Source organism: Olsenella uli DSM 7084 (genome assembly GCF_000143845.1).
GTDB lineage: Bacteria > Actinomycetota > Coriobacteriia > Coriobacteriales > Atopobiaceae > Olsenella > Olsenella uli.
In genome coordinates this window covers 1,744,388-1,763,781 of the sequence record NC_014363.1, presented here as the reverse complement: position 1 = coordinate 1,763,781, position 19,394 = coordinate 1,744,388, and the positions used below count along the sequence as shown (strand labels likewise).

At 71.3% G+C, this 19,394-nt stretch carries 10 protein-coding genes; all 10 read left to right on the top strand.

The window, feature by feature from the left end; genetic code table 11:
* Positions 1-101 precede the first annotated feature (101 nt).
* Positions 102-1,832 (top strand): serine/threonine protein kinase, encoded by a 1,731-nt coding sequence (locus OLSU_RS07670; RefSeq protein WP_013252387.1) that lies wholly within the window; start codon positions 102-104, stop codon positions 1,830-1,832.
* Positions 1,829-2,308, top strand: a complete 480-nt coding sequence (locus tag OLSU_RS07665) for a hypothetical protein (RefSeq protein WP_013252386.1) — start codon at positions 1,829-1,831, stop codon at positions 2,306-2,308. Before OLSU_RS07670 ends, OLSU_RS07665 begins: the two co-directional genes overlap by 4 nt.
* Positions 2,305-7,260 carry a hypothetical protein gene (locus OLSU_RS07660; protein ID WP_013252385.1) on the top strand — a complete coding sequence of 1,652 codons (4,956 nt, stop codon included), beginning with the start codon at positions 2,305-2,307 and terminating at the stop codon, positions 7,258-7,260. The genes OLSU_RS07665 and OLSU_RS07660 overlap by 4 nt, the downstream gene beginning before the upstream one ends.
* 97 nt (positions 7,261-7,357) lie before the next feature.
* Entirely contained in the window at positions 7,358-7,651 is a 294-nt protein-coding gene (locus OLSU_RS07655) for a WXG100 family type VII secretion target (RefSeq protein ID WP_013252384.1), read from the top strand.
* Positions 7,652-7,720: 69 nt separating this feature from the next.
* Positions 7,721-12,274, top strand: a complete 4,554-nt coding sequence (locus OLSU_RS07650) for an FtsK/SpoIIIE domain-containing protein (RefSeq protein ID WP_013252383.1) — start codon at positions 7,721-7,723, stop codon at positions 12,272-12,274.
* An 85-nt stretch (positions 12,275-12,359) separates the two neighbouring features.
* The gene (locus OLSU_RS09670) at positions 12,360-12,719 is read left to right on the top strand and encodes a hypothetical protein (RefSeq protein WP_013252382.1); all 360 of its coding nucleotides are present in this window, start codon (positions 12,360-12,362) and stop codon (positions 12,717-12,719) included.
* 45 nt (positions 12,720-12,764) lie between these two features.
* Positions 12,765-13,064 carry a WXG100 family type VII secretion target gene (locus OLSU_RS07640; protein WP_013252381.1) on the top strand — a complete coding sequence of 100 codons (300 nt, stop codon included), beginning with the start codon at positions 12,765-12,767 and terminating at the stop codon, positions 13,062-13,064.
* Between the two features lie 90 nt (positions 13,065-13,154).
* The gene (locus tag OLSU_RS07635) at positions 13,155-17,873 is read left to right on the top strand and encodes a DUF6531 domain-containing protein (RefSeq protein WP_013252380.1); all 4,719 of its coding nucleotides are present in this window, start codon (positions 13,155-13,157) and stop codon (positions 17,871-17,873) included.
* A gap of 87 nt (positions 17,874-17,960) precedes the next feature.
* Complete coding sequence (locus tag OLSU_RS07630) at positions 17,961-18,740, top strand: hypothetical protein (protein ID WP_013252379.1); 780 nt, start codon at positions 17,961-17,963, stop codon at positions 18,738-18,740.
* Positions 18,741-18,801: 61 nt separating this feature from the next.
* Positions 18,802-19,383, top strand: coding sequence for a hypothetical protein (locus OLSU_RS07625; protein ID WP_013252378.1), 582 nt, complete (start codon positions 18,802-18,804; stop codon positions 19,381-19,383).
* The last annotated feature ends 11 nt before the right edge of the window (positions 19,384-19,394 follow it).

Below are 19,394 nucleotides of genomic sequence, written 5' to 3'. Positions count from 1 at the left end.
AACCCTACACTGGAAAGAGCCTGAACGAAAGCCTGAATACGCGCTGCATCCGCGTGGCCCCTGCGACACCCGTGTGGCGCATTTACAGGGTAGGGGGCAGCATGGCGGACGAGTCGGATGTGGTTGGCGGCAGGTACCAGCTTCTGAGCGTGGTCGGGCGCGGCGGGATGTCCACGGTGTGGCTCGCCATGGACGAGACGCTGGGCAAGCAGTGGGCCGTGAAGGAGATTCGCCTCTCCGACGACCCCGCTGCGCGCGAGATGGTGGCAGAGAGCCTGGTCTCCGAGGCCAACCTGATCAAGCAGCTCGACCATGCGGCGATCCCGCGCATCGTCGACCTGGTCGACGAGGGTGGCATCCTCTACGTGGTCATGGACTACGTGGAGGGAAGGACGCTGGAGTCCCTGCTCGCGGAGGAGGGGCCACAGGACGAGGATGACGTGGCGGATTGGGCCGTCCAGCTCTGCGACGTGCTCGACTACCTGCACCAGCGCACCCCTCCCATCGTCTACTGCGACATGAAGCCCTCAAACGTGATGTTGCGTCCGGACGGTACGATGCGCCTCATAGACTTCGGCATCGCGCGTGAGGAGCACGCCGCGCACAAGGCGGAGCGCGACGGGCGCCACCTGGGGACCAGGGGCTATGCGTCGCCAGAGCAGTGCCGAGGTGCAGACATCGACCGCCGCACCGACGTCTACGGCCTCGGTGCCACGATGTACGCGCTGCTCACGGGCGACAGGCCCTCTGCGGAGGCGGAGCGCAACGCAGCGCTGCGCCAGCTGAGGCCCGAGCTGTCCTTGGGCATGGAGTCGCTCGTCTCCAAGGCCATGGAGCCCAATCCCGCCGAACGTTTCCAGAGCGCGGCCGAGATGGCCTATGCGCTCGAGCGATACAAGGTGGACGACGATCTCCATCGCAGGGGGCTGCAGCGCAGGTGGCATGCATTCATGGGGACCGTCATCGCGGCGGGCGTGTGCCTTGCCGTCGGCATCGGTTGCATGGTTGCCCGCAACGTGGCCCTCTCGTCGGACTTCGACTACTGGATGCAGGTCGCCCGGCAGTCCGTCGACCAGGACGACTCCAGGGCGGCCTACGTCAGGGCGGCGTCGATCCTTCCGGGAGACATCAGGCCCTACGAGGGGCTCTTATCCCTGTACCGGCAGGACGGCGTCTTCTCCGCCGACGAGGAGCTGCAGTTCGAGCAGACGGTGACCCCGGCGCTGAGCGAGCTGAGGGCCGACAGCCGGACATGGGGCAGCCTCTCGTACGACGTGGGCAAGCTCTACTGGTACTACTACGACGTCTCCGGAGGGAAAGACGCGTCCGGCGGGGCTGCGCCTGGCAGCTTCGGCGCCGGGCAGAGCTACTCCCGCATGCGTGCCGCCTCGAGCTGGATGCACAGCGCCGCAGAGGTGCCGGACTTCGAGAACCGAGGCCTCGCCGCAGCCTACGCCGAGATAGCCGACTTCGAGATGGACGTGGTGCCCAACATCACCGAGGGCACCGACGCGGGCCTGTACGCTCCGCACTTCCAGAAGCTGTCGGACCTGATGTGGTCGGTCGGCTCGAGCGACAACGCGGTGGTGCGGCTCGACGCGTCGAACCTGGTGCTCGACTCCCTCAGGGCCTATGCCCGCAAATTCCGCGCGGACGGCATCGCCGAGGGGCAGCTTCAGGGCCTCGCGGACGACGCCGGGCGCTTGGCCGCGTCGGTGGATGTGTCCTCCGACGCGGAGGATGCCGAGAAGGCTCGTGCCCAGCGAAACTACCCTCTGGCCACCCAGGCCATAAGCGACTCCTTCGTGGACGTGGGGAGGGATGAGGGATGACGAACGTGCTTGGCGTGGCATCGACGGCAGGCTTCGTGCTGGCAGGCCTCTTGGTGCTGGTGGCGGTGATCCTCTTCTTCGCCCTGCACATCCCGAGCGTGCGCAACGAGCTCACCGGGCGCACTGCGGCGGCCGCCATCGCGCAGATGAGGAGCATGACCTGGGCCACCCGCCGCCATCGTGAGACCGTGGCGCGCCGACTCACCGCCGACGGCACCGATGCCCCGGAGGGAGAGGGCGGCGGGAGCCTGCACCTGCGCGTGATGACCCCGCAGCTCGGGCGCGGAGAGGCGACGACCGCCGAGATGGACGAGGCCGTGACCACCCTGGTGACCCCGGCGCGTGACGCCGTGGACGAGGCCGTGACTACGCTTATGGAGGCAGGGACGGAATCCACAGGGGCATGGTCTGCCGACGAGTCAAAGACCATCCTGCTCGAGGGGGACGACACGCCCAAGGAGGGTGACGGAAGGTGACGGGACGCATCGAAGGCAGGGAGAAGGACCGGAAGGACCGGAGCAGGGGGAAGGCACCTTGGCCGCTCCTGCTTGCGACGCTCGTGGCGGGGACGCTGGCCCTGTGCGGAGGATCGGTGGCTGCCTTTGCCGCAGACGAGCCCGCATCCACAGCCGAGCCTGCGCTTGTGGCCACGCCCGCGTCTACGGACGAGGGCGTGCCGTCGGCTGCGCATGATGCCGCGCCCACGCCGGCGGCTGCGCCTGATGCCGCGCCCGCGCCCGGGGCACCTAGGTCCATGGACTACGCGGTGACCGACGTCGCCATCCAGGAGCCTGGCTCTTCCGAGGAGGTTGCCAACGAGCTGCTGAGCGGTGACGGCACCACGCTGTACGTGGGGACACAGACGGGCGTCACCCTCGGCTTCACGCTCAGGGACGGCAGCGGCGCTGCCGTCACCGGTGCAACGGTACCCAGCGTCCAGGTGGGCGCCGTGATGGGCGGTAGCCTCCAGGCCCACACGGCCACGTGGTCGGCCGCGGCAGGATGCTACCAGGTGACCATCGCCCCCAGGGCCTCCGCCTCGTCCCTGCTCGACGTGACGCGCCTCACCTTCTCGGTGGATCCCACATACGGGACGGTCTCCTCGACAGACCTCTCGACGCTCGGCAGCAGCACGATGACGCCTCTGGGCATCATACGGGTTCCCCTGACGAGCATCTCGTTCGTCGACGAGGGCCTAGGCTGCTCGGTGACGCTGCGCAACGGGACCGCCCCGCTCGCCTCGGATGGCGCGACCAACTACCTGAGCTCCCTCTCCGGCACGGCCGCCGTCACGGACCCTGTGGCCCAGCTGCTGCTGGACGCGCCCGGCACCAACGTGCACGCCGCGCTGGGGTCGCTGGCGCTCTCGGTGGAGCTGCGCGCCTCCGACGGCACGACGCTCTCATCGACCAGCCTGCCGCTCGCGTCCCTCACGGCGGCTGGCGGTGACGCGTGGACGACGGAGGTGGCGTCGCCGCCCTCCGAGGGGGCCCACACCTACACGTTGGCCTACCACCACGACCTCAGCGGCGTGTACGGCTTCGGCGCGGGCCCCGCCACCACCACGGCCACCTACCGCGTCCTCTACGACACGTCCTTCTCGCAGGCGAGCGTGCCCGTGCTGCGCCTTCCCGACGCTGGCGTCACGCCCGAGGTCCAGAGCCAGACGACGGAGGGCGGCACGGTCGTCGACTACCTCGTGAACGCCGGCAACAGGCTCGTCGTCGGCGTCGCCGACGACGCTGGCGGCTCCGGCCTGGATCCCGCAACCCTGCGGCTGTCATACCAGCGCCGCGACGCGACCATGGGCAACCCACAGGGCGGCACCCTCAGCCTTGGCAGCGGCATCGAGTGGGCGGGGGGCGACGAGTACGTCGTCACGCTGCCCGACGGCATCTACCTTCTGGACGAGCTCGCCTTCACGGCGAGCGACCGTGCGGGCAACGCGCTCGGCTCGGGGGTGCACGCCAGCTGCGCCGTCGAGGGGTCCAGCTTTGACGCGCTGCTCTGCGACGACTTCCCGAAAAGCGCGGACACGCGCCTGGGGGTCACGAAGGGCAGCGGGAGATGGACCGACGTCACGGGCGTCGCCGACACCCTCATGGTGACGACGGGTGGGGGCGCGTCCGCGCCCACCATCACGGCATGGGTACGGGATCCCGGCCTGTTCGACTTCTTCTCGGGCTACCTGCAGGCAAGGCCTGCCGTCGTGACGCTGACCTACACCGACCCCGGCGGTGCGGCCACCGGGCCCGTGACCTATGCCGCCGACGCCCTCTCGGCGCTCCCGAGAGGTCGGCACGGGCGGGCCATCACGCTCGACAGGGGTCCGGGCAAGTATGCCATCGACGTCAGCTACCGCGGCGCGTCCAGGTCGTGGACCGTCTTCTACGGGACGGGCGGGTCGTCCCTCGTGGACGTGAAGGTCGCCACCGCCGCCGGGGTGCCCTCCTTCGTCGCCCGCTATGACGCCGACGGCGACACGGCCGCGCATGCGGACTTCGTGAGCTACTCGCCGGTGGTGAGGCTCACGGTCCCCAACCCCATGGACGGCCTTCTGCCGTGGAACCTGGGCGAGCAGGAGGTGACGGTCGAGGGCGTGCGGTGGCGCGAGGCCGAGGGGGACGCGTGGCAGGACCTCGCGACGCCCCTGTCCGCCAGGCGCGGCAGCTCGCGGGACCTCTACGAGGTGGTGCCGCCCACAGCCGGGGAGTACGACCTCTCGCATGCCACGGTGCGCGTGACGGACCCCTTCGGCGTGAGGACCGCCCATGACCTGGGGCCGTTCCTCCCCACCGCAGTCGACGGCGTGCGGGACCTCACCACCGTCGTCCGCATGGACGCGTGGCAGATGGATCCCCGGGTGACGGTCAGCGTGAGCGACGCCGAGGACGGCGTGCCTGCGGTCCGCGATGGCTACCACCGCGGCAGCATGGTGGCCACGGTGACGGTGACCGGCGATCCGTACCTGGACCTCTACCAGCACAGCACGACCGCGGCGACCGACCGGCTCGTGCTCGACTGCGACGACTGCAGGGGCGGGACGCAGACCTTCCAGCGTGACGTGCGCGGCTACCTGCCAACGACCGTCACCAATGCGGACGGCTCGGTCACGAAGGGCTGGGCCGCGACCGTCTCACTGCCGGACACCAGCCTGCCACAGGGCGTGTACCGCTACAGCGCCACGCACAACTGGCTCGATGGCAGCGCCGTCTCGCCGGTGGGCTCCTTCGTCCTGGACTCCCAGCCGCCGATCCTCGGCGACCTGGAGCTGTCGGTGCCCGGGGCCACCATCGAGGACCCGGGTGGCCCGGTCGAGCGCTGGGGTATCCTCTTCTACAGCAGGCCCATGCGCATCGCGCGCACGGCGAGCGACATCGTCTCGGGCGTGGACCCGGACAGCGCACGTGCCTCGCTCGTCCCCGACGGGGGGAGGGCGGCGCGCTTCGACTCGGCGAGCGGCCGCCTCCTCGTCGACCTTCCCGATGACAACGACCGCCTGGTGCTGGACCGGTCGAGCATGACGGTGTCGGACCTCGCGGGCAACGTGGCCACCGACGCCGACGGCACCCTGCTGGACTTCCTCAGGCTGGTTCAGGCGGGCAGGTCCAACGTCGACCCCTCGGCCACCGAGGTCGTCGTGGACACCGAGGCGCCGGTGCTGGCGCTCTCCTTCGACAACGACGACGTGCGCAACGGCCGCTACTACAACGCCGGGCGCACGGGGACGCTCACCCTGGCGGAGTCCACCTTCGACCTCGTCAGGGCCAACGACTCGCAGCTCCAGGTCGCGACCGTCACCCACGACGGGAGCACGTCCGTGCTCACGGCAGGCGACTTCCAGAACCCGTCGGGCGACGGCAGGACCTGGGTGGCGGCCATCGATGCCACCCAGGACGGCGACTGGGACGTGAGCGCACGCTACACCGACGTAGTGGGCCACGCGTCGAACGAGGTCAGCGCCTCGTTCACGGTCGACACCGTGGCGCCCGTCATGACGGTGAGCTTCGACAACGACGACGCCAGGAACGGCTTCTACTACAACAGGCCGCGCATGGCGACCGTCAGGGCCTGCGAGAGGAACTTCTCGCCCGACCTGGCGTCGGTGACGGCGTCGGCCGCCGATGCCTCGGGCACCGCGGCCAGCGCCCCCGGCGCGTCGGGCTGGTCTCCGACCGGCGAGCAGTACACGCAGGCCAGCACGGTGCACTTTGGCGAAGAGCTGCACTACACGCTCCAGGCCTCCATGACCGACCTGGCGGGCAATGCCGCCGTGACCTACGAGGTCCCCGAGTTCGTCATCGACATGACCAGCCCTGCGATAGACATCGAGGACGTCGCGGACCGCACCGCCTACGCCGGGACGATCGCACCGCGCGTGAGCATGCGGGACACCAACTACAGCCTGTCCGAGTCAAAGGTCAGCCTGGTGGGGGCCCATGCGGGCGAGCGGGACTACCTGCCCGGCATGAGCAGGGAGCGCACGGACACCGGCGAGAGCGTCACGTACGCGGACTTCGAGCACAAGCTCGCCTACGACGACGTCTACACGCTCGCCGCGCAGGCCACCGACCTTGCCGGCAACAGCGTGAGGGAGGAGCGGACCTTCTCGGTCAACCGCTTTGGCTCCAACTACGTCTACTCGGACGCCACGGCCGCCCTGCGCGGCACGTACCTGCGCGTCCCGCAGGACGTCTCGGTGACCGAGATCAACGTCTCGGGTCTCGACGACACGCAGACCCATGCCGAGCTGGTGGTGAACGACGAGGTCCGCGACCTGGCGCTGGGCGAGGACGTGCGGGTCGAGAAGTCGGACGACGACGGCTGGGACGCCACCACCTACACCATCCCCGCGGCCGAGTTCTCTGACGACGCCTACTATCGGCTGCTGCTCAGCTCGCACGACCTCGCCGGCAACCTCTCGCAGAACCTGATGGACGGCAAGGACGCGGACCGCAGCGGCGTGGCCTCCGTCGAGTTCGCGGTCGACGGGACCGCCCCCACCGGCGGCTTCGTGGGCGTCACGCAGGGTGCCGTCTACTTTGGCCCCGATCGCGACGCGCTGCCCAGGGCCTCCGACAACATGGCGCTGGGGGACGTGCAGGTCTCGATGGATGGCGGCGAGCCCGTGCGCTACGATGCCGGGCAGGCAGAGGCCGGGCGGATGTCGCTCGTGGTGCCGGCGGACGCCCACCCCCACGACCTGACGATCGCGGTGCGGGACCGGGCGGGCAACGTGCGCACGCAGGAGGTGCGAGACGTGATGGTCGCCGCCGACTGGGGGCAGTACCTGCTGAACAACCCCGGAGCGCTCTTCGCCGTGGTGGGTGGCGCCATCGCGACGGCGGGCCTGGCGACGATAGCCTTGGCGGCGGCGGTGCGCCATCACCGCATGAGCGAGGGAACGAGGAACCCGTTCGGCCACTAGCGCCACACGAGCGCATGCAAGCTCCGTGACAGCGGAGCGCATGGATAGGCAGGGCCATGGAGGAGTGCCTGCGGGCACACGGCAGAAAGGATGAGACATGGCAGGACAGATCAGGATCACCCCCGACCAGATGCGCATGCGCGCAGGCGAGTATCGCACCGAGGCCGAGAACGTCGGCCAGGTCATCTCGAAGATGGACAGCCTGCTGGCCGCCCTGCAGGAGGAGTGGGAGGGCAGCGCCGCCACCGCCTACGCCGGCAGGTTCCAGGAGCTGCGCCCGAGCTTCGTCGCGGCCCAGGACCTCATCACCGAGATCGCCAGCTCCCTCGACGCGACCGCGCAGTCGTTGGAGGAGACCGACGCCAACATCGCGAGCCAGTTCCGCGGCTAGCGGGGGACGTCTGCATGGTGCCCGTACGGCCCACGGGTCGCACGGGCACCCCGTGCCGGGGGATACGACATGACATCCAGCCTGCTCATCACCGTCGTAATCGACGGAAACGCCTACGTCACGACCGTAGGCACCCTCTCCCGTGGCATCCGCCATCTCACGGATGGCACGGGAGAGGGGCGCAGCCATGCCGTGGCAAGCGTCTCGTGCGGCGAGGAGGGGGTCTTCCTGCGCCCCATGGGAGGGGCGAGCCTGGCCGACGAGGCGGGCGAGGAGCTGGAGCGTGCAGCCCTCACCGGCACGGGCACCCAGGCCTTCACGCTCGAGGGCGGACGCGCCGCAGGCGGTGCGAGCGTCTTCGTGCGCAGCGCCACCGTGGGCCTGGCCGACTACCGCAAGCTCGCCCTGGTGCGCGACGGCTCGGTCGTGATAGGGCGTGACGCGTCCTGCGAGCTTGCGTATGACACGCGGTGGGTCTCGGCCCGCCATGCCGAGCTCAAGCTGGAGGGGGAGTCGCTCTCCGTGTGCGACCTGGGGAGCGCCAACGGGACCTTCGTGAACGGGCAGGCCCTGACCCCCCACGTCCCCGCGGCCCTCGCGCCGGGCGACGTGGTCCAGGTCATGGACCTCACGATCCTTGCGGGGAAGAGGGTCCTGCTCATGAACGCCCCCAGAGGCCTCGCGGAGCGGCTCGGGGAGGCGGCCGTGCCCATCGACCACGACGAGCTCGTCGCCCGCGCCCCCGAGGCGACGCCCGACGACCAGCTTCCCGACGCGCACCCGTTCTGGCCCGCGCCGCGCCTCATGCGCACGGTCCACCGCAAGGCCTACAACGTCGAGGAGCCGCCGCGCGCGAAGGAACCCGACGACACCCCCGCCATCGTGAAGATGGGCCCGTCCTTCCTGATGGCCATGAGCTCGATATTCATGGGCGCCAACGCGGTCTCGCGCATCGCGGGTGGAGCCGACGCGCTCAGCACGGCACCCTCCATCGCCATGTGCGTCTCCATGATGGGCGGCATGATGATCTGGCCCCAGATCACGCGCCGCTACGAGCGCAGGAAGGCGGCCCGCGACGAGGAGCGCCGCCGCAGCGCCTACTCCGACTACCTCGCCTCGCTCGAGATGGAGTTCCGCCGCGAGCGTGACGAGCAGGCCTCCATACTCGCCGAGAACCGCGTGAGCGCCGCCGAGTGCCTGCGCAGGGCGGAGGCACTCGACCCCAGGCTCATGAGTCGCAGCCCGCTCGAGGCCGACTTCATGCAGCTGCGCGTGGGCACGGGCACGCTGCCGCTCGAGGCCGACTTCAGGTGGCCCGAGCGCCGCTTCACGATGGACAAGGACGACCTCCTGGACCTGGCCCGCAGCCTCTCGGAGCGCCCGCCGGTGCTCGAGGGCGCCCCCATCGCGCTCGATCTCATGTCCTCCTGGGTGACGGGCCTGGTGGGCGAGCGTGGCCGGCGCTGGGGACTCGTGCGCGCGCTCGTCGCGCAGGTGGCCACGCTCTACGGCTTCCACGACGTGAAGGTGGCGGCCGTGGTGGGGCAGGACGAGCGAGAGGAATGGGAGTTCCTCTTCGCGCTGCCGCATGCGCTCGCCGACGGCGGCCACACGCGCCTCATCGCGAGCGACGAGGCGTCGATGCGCGAGCTCTCGGGCTACCTCGCACGTGAGCTGGGAAGCCGCTCGGGCGATGCCGCGAAGCGCCAGGTTGCCGACTATGGCACCTACTACCTGGTGCTCTGCGCAAACCGCGAGCTCGTGGACCCCTCGGACGCGCTGGCGCGCCTCATGGACCTCCAGGGCAACCGGGGCTTCTCGCTGCTCTTCATGGCGGATGCGGTGGACGAGTTGCCGCGCGAGTGCCTGCGCGTGCTCGAGCTGGGCTCGGGCGAGGGAGAGGGCTCCCGCCTCTACGACCGCGCCGACGTGGCCGGCAGCGAGCAGCCCTTCGAGGCCGACCCGCCCGTGGCCGCCGTGGGCATGGCGCGCCTCGCCTCCCGGCTCTCCCGCCTCGACCTGGGGGGCGACGAGGCGGCCTTCGAGCTGCCGGCGTCGCTCGGCTTCCTCGAGACGTTCCGGGCGGGCTCGGTGGCGGACCTCGACGTGGAGGGGCTCTGGGCCCAGGCCGACTCCTCGCGCAGCCTCGCGGCGCCCATCGGCCTCGACTCCCGCGGGGCCCTCGCCGTGCTGGACCCGCAGGAGGCCTTCGACGGGCCGCACGGCCTCGTCGCGGGCACCACGGGCTCGGGCAAGAGCGAGCTGCTCGTCACCTGGATCCTCTCCACGGCCATGCACTTCCCGCCGGAGCAGGCCGCCTTCGTGCTCATCGACTACAAGGGCGGCGGCCTCGCCGACGCCTTCTCCCGCGAGGGCCTGCGCCTGCCGCACCTGGCGGGCACGGTCACCAACCTCGACGGGGCGGAGGTGGCGCGCTCGCTGGCGTCGCTCCGGGCCGAGCTCGTGCGCAGGCAGGCCCTGCTCGCCGGGGCCAAGCGCACGACCGGAGACGCCACGATGGACGTCTCCTCCTACCAGAGGCACTTCGCCGCCGGCGAGCTCTCCGAGCCCATGCCGCACCTCTTCGTCGTGGCCGACGAGTTCGCCGAGCTCAAGGCCCAGGAGCCCGAGTTCATGGACGGCCTGGTGTCGGCGGCGCGCATAGGCCGCTCGCTCGGCGTCCACCTGGTGCTGGCCACCCAGAAGCCCACGGGCGTGGTCTCCGACCAGATCCAGGCCAACTCGCGCTTCCGCGTGTGCCTGAGGGTGGCGGACGCCGCCGACTCCAGGGAGGTGATACGCCGCCCGGACGCGGCGGCGCTCGAGGGGCCGGGCCGCTTCCTTTTGCTGGTGGGCTACGACGAGCGCTACGTCCTGGGCCAGGCCGCCTGGGCCGGCGCCCCCTGCGCGCCGGGCGGGGGCGCCGCGCCCTCCCGCGACCTGTCCGTGGAGCTCTGCGACGCCTGCGGGGCCCAGCTCGCCTCGGCGAGGCCCGGGGCCCGGGGGCCGGCCGCGGGCACCGAGCTGGACGCGGTGCTCGCCGAGGTCTGCCGCGCGGCGGGCGGCCGCGAGGCGAGGCGGCTGTGGCTGCCGCCGCTGGAGGCCCACCCCACCGTCGCGGCCCTGAGGGCCCGCTACCCCGACGCGCGCGCCGGCCACGCGCCCTGGGAGCTCGACCCCGTCGTGGGCGAGCTCGACGACCCGGCCCGCCAGGGGAAGCGCCCGCTGACGCTTCCGCTCTCGAGGGAGGGCAACGTGGCGGTGTACGGCCATGCGTCGTCGGGCAGGGAGGACCTCGCGCTCTCCCTGGTCTGGAACATGCTTGATGCCAGCCCGGAGGAGGCCTGCGCCTACGTCGTGGACGCCGGCACCGGTGGGCTGCTCGCCTTTGGCGGCGCGCCGCAGGTCCCCGACGCGATGCCGGCCAGCGACGCGCGGAGGGTGTCGGACCTCTTCAAGTACCTGGCCAAGGTCATGTCGGACAGGCGCACCGCGCTCGCCCGGGGCTACGCGGGGCTGGCCGACTACAACGCGCGCCACGACGGCGCGGGGCGGATGTGCCCCGTCGTGGTCGTGCTCAACGGGGTCGCGGAGCTCCTCGAGCTCGTACCGGCGATAGAGGAGCGGCTCGCCTCGCTCCTGCGTGAGGGGCCGCGCTACGGGATGCACTTCGCGCTCTTCGCCGACACCCTGCGCGACGTGCGCTTCCGCATGCGCGCGAGCGTCGGGCTCTCCCTCGTGATGGCGCTCGCCGACGAGGCGGACTACCCCGCGGTGCTCGGCAGCGTGCGCGGGGCGGCGCTCCCCGAGGGGCGCGGGCGCGGCCTCGTGAGGCAGGGCGACGACCTCTACATGTTCCAGTGCTGTTACGTGGCCGACGAGGGGGTTCCCGCCCAGGCGGCGATCGCCGCGCGCGTCGCGGAGGAGGTCGGCAGGTGGGGCGCCCCCACGAGGTGCGTGCCCTCCCTGCCCGAGGTCCTCACCCCGGGCCTCCTGCCCGGGGGCGAGGGTGGTGGCGGGCTGCCCGTCGGCATCGCGGGCGACGACTTCACGCCGGTCTCCCTGGGCGGGGCGGGGGACCGCGCCCACCTCGTGTGCGCCACCCAGGCGTTCCAGTGCGTCCCGTTCATGCTGGCGTGTGCGACGGCCGCCCACGAGCGGGGGTGGGACGTCATCGTCCTCGACCCGGCCGGGGTCCTGGGCGCCGTGCCGTGGTGGGCGGTCTCGGGCCCTGCGGGCGTGGTGCTCGGCTCGTGCGAGGGGGACGGCGGGAGGCGCCTCGTGCTCGCGCCGGGCGCGCGGGACGCGTTCGAGGGCCCGGATGGGGCGCAGCTGGCCGCCATCGTGTGCGACGGCGGGCACGACGGCACGCTGCTGCTCGCGTCGGCGTCCGCCTCCGACCTCACCGCCCTGCAGTCGAGCCAGTGGGGCCAGAGGCTGATGTTCCGCAGCGGCGTCGTCTGGGTCGGCCCGGGGCTGGCGAACGCCTACGCGCTCCAGGTGGCCACGCCCGCCTCCCAGCTGAGGAACGGCCTGGGCGAGGGCGGGGGCTTCTACGTGCGCGACGCCCAGGCGAGGCCGACAAAGTTCGCGGTGGCCCCCGACGGCGAGTGGGGCCCCTAGCGGGGATGCGCACGGGGGGCAGTGCCTCGGGAAGGCGGGGCAGCAAGGTGCCAGTAGGCGGCACGACAAGGGAAGGACGGACGACATGGCATGCAGATGCGCTGACATCGGGAACGTCAATGTGGACCTCAACACACTCGCGCAGGCCGAGGGGAGGCTTGCCGCCCTCGACACCGCCGCCTCGGGCGTAGAGGAGGCGACGAGGAGCCTTGCGAGCGCGGTCGGCACGGCCGTGGAGGTCTCCATGGCGGGCGTCTCGAGCGACATCTACTCGAAGGGCGTGCGCGACGCACGGGGCAAGATCGCGTCCGACGTCCGCGCCAAGCGGGCGGACCTGCAGGCCACGCTCAAGGCGTACCAGGAGGAGGACAGGGCCTACCACGCCGAACAGGACAGGAAGGCAGCGGAGGAGAGGCAGAGGAAGCAGGAAGGGAACGGCGGTTAGCCGGTCGCCCTGCGTTCCAACAGCCGAGAAAGCGGAGGATTTGATATGGCGGGAAAGACGATAGTGGTCGACCACGGGGCCCTGAGCGCGGCCTCGCACAAGTTGGGCACGCTGGCGGATGGCATGGACGGCCAGGCCGGGTCTCTGAGCGACGCCTCGAGCGCGCTGCTCGGCGCCTGGGAGGGGGACGGCCGGAGTTCCTTCTCGACCGCCTCGGACACGCTCGTGCGGTTCACACGGGCGGCCGCGCGGATTCTCCGGGCGGAGTCGGGGTCGATCGCAAAGTCGAACGAGACGTACAGGGAGGCGGACGACAAGGCGGCGAGCTCCATGAAGTCCGAGTAGCCGCTCGGCTCGGACGGAGGCGGGCGGCTCATACCGGTGGGGTAGGGGCTAGCCCAGGAGACGGTCACCACGAAGTGCGAGGAGGCGTGCATGGGCATCAGGTTGACCATAGGCGAGTGCGAGAGCGCCGCGAGCAGGTACCACAGCGTCGCCCGGGGGGTCGCCAGCCAGAAGGACAGGCTGACCAGCGCGAGCGGAGAGCTCAAGGGTGCCTGGGAGGGCACCGCTGCCGATGAGTGGACACACCGCATCGACATCGTCGCCAACCAAGTCGAGCAGGGCGTGGCCGACGACATCTCCTCGGTGGGGGACCTGCTTGACGACGTCGCGCAGGGCGCCAGGGCGCTGCGCGGCAAGGCCGAGGCGCTCCCCGCCTCCCTGGGTGGCTCGGGGGACTCCGGCGGCGCCAGGCTCGTGCTTGACGACGGTGCCGCCGGCGGCGTGAGGGGCGACGTGACGACCCTTGGGGAGGCGCTGGGCAGGGTGGAGCCAGCGATCGCGGACATACGCGGCATCCTCTCTCAGCTCAGGACCTGCTCCCTCAGCGTGGACGACGCCGCGGAGGCCGCGGTCAAGGACGCCAAGGGAAAGCTCGAGACGTTCTCGGGGGACTGGGACGTCTACCTCAGCGGCGTGTCCTCCCTCGTGGACAAGATCACCGCAGGCATGTCCAAGCTCGACCCGAACGAGCTGGCGATGAGGGAGAACGCCATGGCCAAGGCCGTCGCGAACTATGCCAGAGCCACGGGGGCGGCAGCAGCCATGCGCGGCCTCGCCACCAGCAGCTGCGCCTACGGCGGCGACCCCGTCAACATGGTTACGGGCAACTTCATCTACCCGGAGCTCGACCTCAGGTTGGGTGGGGCGCCGGGCGCCTCGGTGGAAAGGATGTACAACTCGGACTCCCCCGAGGTCGGCCTCTTCGGCCTCGGCTGGTCGAGCACGCTCGACGAGTGCCTGGCGTTCGATGGTGCCCTCGTCACCCACCTGCGTCCGGACGGCAGGCGGCGCGCCTTCGCGCCCTCCGGTGACGGCGACGTGTGGAAGACGGTCGACGAGGTGGAGGAGACCATCACGAGGGAGGAGGACTCCTACGTCCTCGAGCGCCCGGACGGCACGAGCCGGGTCTTCGACGGGACCGGCAGACTCGCCGAGGTGCGCGACCTTTTGGGCGTCACCGCCATCGTGCGGCGCGACGGGGCCGGGCGTCCCGTCCGCCTCGAGACCGGCGGTGGTAGCAGGCATGCTGACATTACCTGCGCCGGTACGCACGTCGTGCTCGTCCGCGACCATATCGGCCGCGAGGTGAGCTATGCCTACGAGGGCGACCTCCTGGCGTCCGTCACCAGACCGGATGGCGCCACTTGGGGTTACGCCTACGACGGGAAGGGTCGCCTGTGCGGCGTCGTTGACCCGGCGGGCAGGTGGAGGCTCAAGCAGTCCTACGACGCCCACGGCCGCGTCGTGCGCCAGCAGATGGCGGGGGAGGGCGAGGACGTCTTCTCGTACACCACCGGCAGCACGACGCACGAGTCGGCACGCTCCGGGCGCGAGGCGTTCGTTCAGGACGAGCAGGGCAGGACCACGGAGGTCAGGAGGGGTGCCGTCTCCGAGCGCTACGCCTACACGGAGCGGAACCTCTGGGAGGGGCGCCTGGACGGCGCGGGTGCCCGCACGCGCTGGGGCTACGACGCCGCGGGCGACGTGAGCAGGATGGAGCTCCCGAGCGGAGCCGGCGTGGACATCGAGAGGGACGGCCGCAGGGTCAGCGGGGTGACGGTCGCCGGCAGGCGCCTCCTCTCGGTCGCGTATGAGGACGGGCTCCCCACCTCCGTGACGGATGGCGAGGGCAACGCGTTCGCGGTCACCTGGGAGAAGGACGGGAGCGGCTTCTCCGTGGCCAACCCGGACGGCACCCGGACGTCCATCGCCCTCAACGCCTCGCGCGAGCCCATATCGCTCCAGACGCCCGGCGAGGGGGAGACGAGGGTCGAGCGCGACCCCCTCGGGAGGCCCACCCGCGTCGTTACGCCATCCGGGACGGTTCGCTATGGCTGGGACGCGGAGGGCAGGCTCACGTCCGAGCAGGCCGAGGGCGAAGCTCCGCGGACCTATGCCTATGACGCCCGTGGCGACCTCGCTCGTGTGACCGAGGGGGAGCATCGGCTGAGCGTCGAGCGGGACGAGGCCGGGCGCGTCGTCAGGGCGGAGCTCGACGACGGGCAGTGGATGAGCGCCGCCTACGACGAGGCGGGGCGCATGACGTTCTCCGAGGACTCCCACGGCCGCACGCTGGCGTGCGAGTACGACGAGGAGGGGCGCCTGCGCCGCGCCACCGACGCGAAGGGCGGGTGGGTCGCGTGGGACTACGACGGGGCGGGCAGGGTCGTCGGGGTCTCGGACTGTCTGGGGACGTCCCAGTCGATCAAGTATGGCTTCGACGGGAGGGTGAGGTCCGTCTCCGACAACCGCGCGGGCGACGTCAGCGTGGCGCGCGATGCGCTCGGGAGGGTCACCGCCTCCTTCGACGGGGAGGGGCTCCTGCTCGAGGCCAGGCGGAACGCCAGCGGCAACGTCGTCTCCACCACCAACGCCGTGGGCGAGAGGGCATCCTTCGAGTGCGACTGGGCGGGCAGGATCGTGCGCGTGGCGGCCGACGGCGTGAGCGCCTCCGTCTCGCGTGACGCCGCGGGGCGCGCGAGCGCCGTCTCCGTCTCGGAGGGAGAGGGAGGGCCCACCCTCCTCGAGGAGCGTTACACGTACACCAAGGGCGGCCGGTTGAGCCGCATCGAGGGACCCCTCGGGACGGAGTCCTTCAGGTGGGCTCGGGACGGGAGCCTGCGCTCGCACGAGGATGCCCTGGGCACCACCACGTCGCAGGTGGGCGCGGACGGCCGGAGCGTGCGCGTCGCCAGGCCGGACGGGACCGTCTGGGAGGGCTCGCTCTCCCGCGACTTGCGGCACGCCACGGTGCGTGACGGCGGCGCGTCGGTGGCGGTCAGCTTCGACGGGCTGGGGCGCCCCGTCCGCGCCGACATGGGCGACGGTATGACCGTCGACTACGAGTACGATGGGGCGGGGAGGCTGCTCTCGGTGGCCCACTCCGAGGCTCCCAAGGTCACCTATGCCTACGACGGGGCCGACAGGGTCTCGGCCATCACGCAGGGCGACATGGGCGTCCGCTACGCCTACGATGACGCCGGGAGGGTCGCGCGCAGGGAGTTCTCGGACGGCACGAGCGTCTCCTACGCCTACGACGGGCGGGGCAGGCTGGCCTCGCTCGTGGCGAGGGATGCCGACGGGCACGACGCCCTGTCCGAGGGCTACGCCTACGACCGCCTCGGCAGGAGGGTTGCGCGCACGGTCACCCGCGACGGAGCGACGAGTGAGTTCGCCTACTCGTACGACGGGGCTGGCAGGCTCCTCTCCGTGTCGGAGGACGGCAGGGAGCGGGACGCCTGGGAATACGACGCCCTGGGCAACGTGCTCCGCGCGAGCACGCCGCGCGGCACCACCGCCTACACCTACGACGCGGCCGGCAGGATGGCGGGCTCCGAGGGCCCGGAGGGCTCCAGGCGTTACGAGTGGGACGCGCGCTCGCGCCTCTCGCGCGTGACCGACGGCGAGGGCGCGCCCGTCCTCGAGCTCTCCTGGGACGCGGCCGACAGGCTCGTCTCGTCCACGGGCGAGCGCGGCGCCACCACCTACGGCTACGACGCGCTCGGCAACCGCGTCTCCCAGGAGGGGCCCGACGGCAGCCTCCGCTGGGCGGTAGACCCGCTCCGCGAGACGCGCAACACCCTGGCCTGGGGGCGCGGGGGCGACCTGCGGCCCGCCCTCGCGGACGGGGCGATGCCCCTGTGGTCGAGCGGCACCTGCCTCGTGAGCGACGCCAACGGCACGCCGCTGGCGACCACGTCGGACCTCGCCAGGACGCTCCTGGAGGACCCCTTCGGGCGGGGAAGCTGGGACGGCCTCGCGTTCGGCTACGCGGGCTACGCGCCCGACCCCGCGACGGGCCTGCTCCACGCGCGGCTGCGCGACTACGACCCCTCCGCGCGGAGGTTCTGCTCGCCCGACCCGAGGCGGGGCCACGCGACCTCGCCCCGCACCCTCAACCGCTGGGCGTGCTGCTTCGGCGACCCCGTGAACCTCGTGGACGTCGACGGCGGCTGGCCGGACGTGGGCGGCTGGGTCAGCGACCGGGCAAACGACGCGCGGGAGTTCTGGGACAAGCAGGTGTATGGAGTTGATAGGACCCGGAGCACGCAGAGCGTTGAGGCCAACGGCGTCAAGGGGAGTACGGAAATCTACCAGCATACTGGTGGCGGTCTGATCGTGATGCAGCAGGACGCCTCTGGTTCCACCACTGGCATTAGCCTGAACACGCCGTCAATCTCCATACCTGGAACGAAGATAAAGCTGTCTACATCGGTGTCTCTTCGTTGGGGAGAGAAATGGGGCATTTCAGGTTCCACTAACTATACGAGTGGCGATGGACCTACGTCTTCATTTGGAGGGGAGGTTTCCCACTCCGGCGTAGGGGTGAAGTGCTCGGTTTCCTCAAAACTCCCGAATATCGTAGGAACTACGATTGGGACACGGACCAGTGTCGGCGAGGGTTTCAGCTGGCCGCAGATCGGCTACGCGGCCGCTCTGGCTGGCATGACGGTCGTGGTCATTGCGGCGGTTGCCGACAATGCAGTGGGCGTCGAGGGGGTCGACGAGGCTCCTGCGGCAGCCGGCTGGGTCTACATCCTACGGCAGCTTCTGTCGGCGCCGGCCTTCGCTGCCGCATGCGCGGGCTAGGCTGTGCTCTGCCATTGTGTTGGAATGCCAGACGGCCTCAGGACGCATCCTCTGTGTCATGTGCGCCGTACCTGAGAGGAGGGTCCCATGGGGGGACGTATGCAGATGGGCGGCGGAACGAGGCAGGGGGCCGCGAGGGGCCCGCGGCGTCGGCTGCGCGCCGCCCTCGCCATCGCGGCCATCGTCGCCGTCACCATCCCCGCCCTGGTAGTGGGCGGATGCGTGTACTCCTGCGCCTTCGTCCCGTCCTCCCCGGCCGACCTGCCCCAGTCCGTGGGGGAGAGGTCCGATGCGGCGCTCGGGGACGCCACGGTCGTGCCGGACGACGCGGGGTGGCGCGACACGATAGGCGAGGCGGCCTCCGCCTACGCGGAGGGCGACCCGGACGTCGAGGTGGTCGAGGACTTCCCCGACGCGGGCGAGGCGCTCGTGGTCCAGCCCTCGGGGTCGCCCAAGTGCCCGGCGGTCCGCATGGTCACGTACGCCCGCGTGGGCGGGCGCTACGCCGCCACTGGCCTCTGGGGCGCGAGCGTGGCGAGGCCCGGCGAGAGGTCGGGCCCGCTCGAGCCCCTGTACGACTACACCACGGCCGAGGTCGTCGCCGACGCCCTCGCGGCCTGCCTCACGTCGGGTCGCCCCGTCGCGTTCGGCGTGTCCGTCGACCCGGCCGTGCGCGACCTGACCGTCGGGGGCGCCTCCCCCACGTGGGTGCGGGAGGTGCCCTGCGAAGGGGGGACCTGCTACGTCTGGTGCTACGAGGGCATGGACGTGCGGGCCCTGTTCTCCGCCGCCGGCGTGGACCCCTCGGACTTCACCCTCCGGCAGGTCATAGACGGCCTGGGCGTGCGCGTGGGCGGCGAGGGGTGACGAGCTCGGCCTGGGCATCCGGATGCCGCGGTGCGGCTACACCCGGGTCGAGGCGGTCCTCATGCAGAGGTGGGCCGTGGCCCTCGTGGAGGTCGGCAGGCTGGCTGACGCTGCAGTCGCGCGAAGGAGGCTGGGGGAGTCCCTTGCGGGGAGGCGCCGCCCGGGCAGGTCCCCCTACGGTGCATCGCTGTGCATGCTCTTGGCCGACGTCTCCGCCAGGCTCGGCGACGGGGAGGCCGCGGTGGCGTACGCGGCGCTGTTCAGCGACGCGCTCACCCGCTTCGTGCCGGGTCGCGCCCGGCGCACGCTCGAGGGCGATCGTGAGGAGGGGCTGCTCCTGCTCGCCGGTACGTCGATGGCCGCGCCGTCCGTCCGAGCCGGGGCGATTGCCGCCGAGGGCCTCCCGCTGCTTTCCTCGGGGGCGGAGGCACCTACGGTCGAGCTCTGCGCCTCTCTCGCGAAGACCCCTGCGGTCGACCCGCACCCCGCCGTCCTCGGCGCCGGCGCGCTCACGGGCAGGCCCTGGGGCCTGCGTCGCGCCCTAGCGGCGTTCGGGAAGGCGTTTCTCGTCGTCATCCTGGCACTGGCGGCAGCCACGATCGCCCTCAACGTCCTCGTGGCCCTCGGGGTCGTGAGATGGTAGTGCCCCCGTTG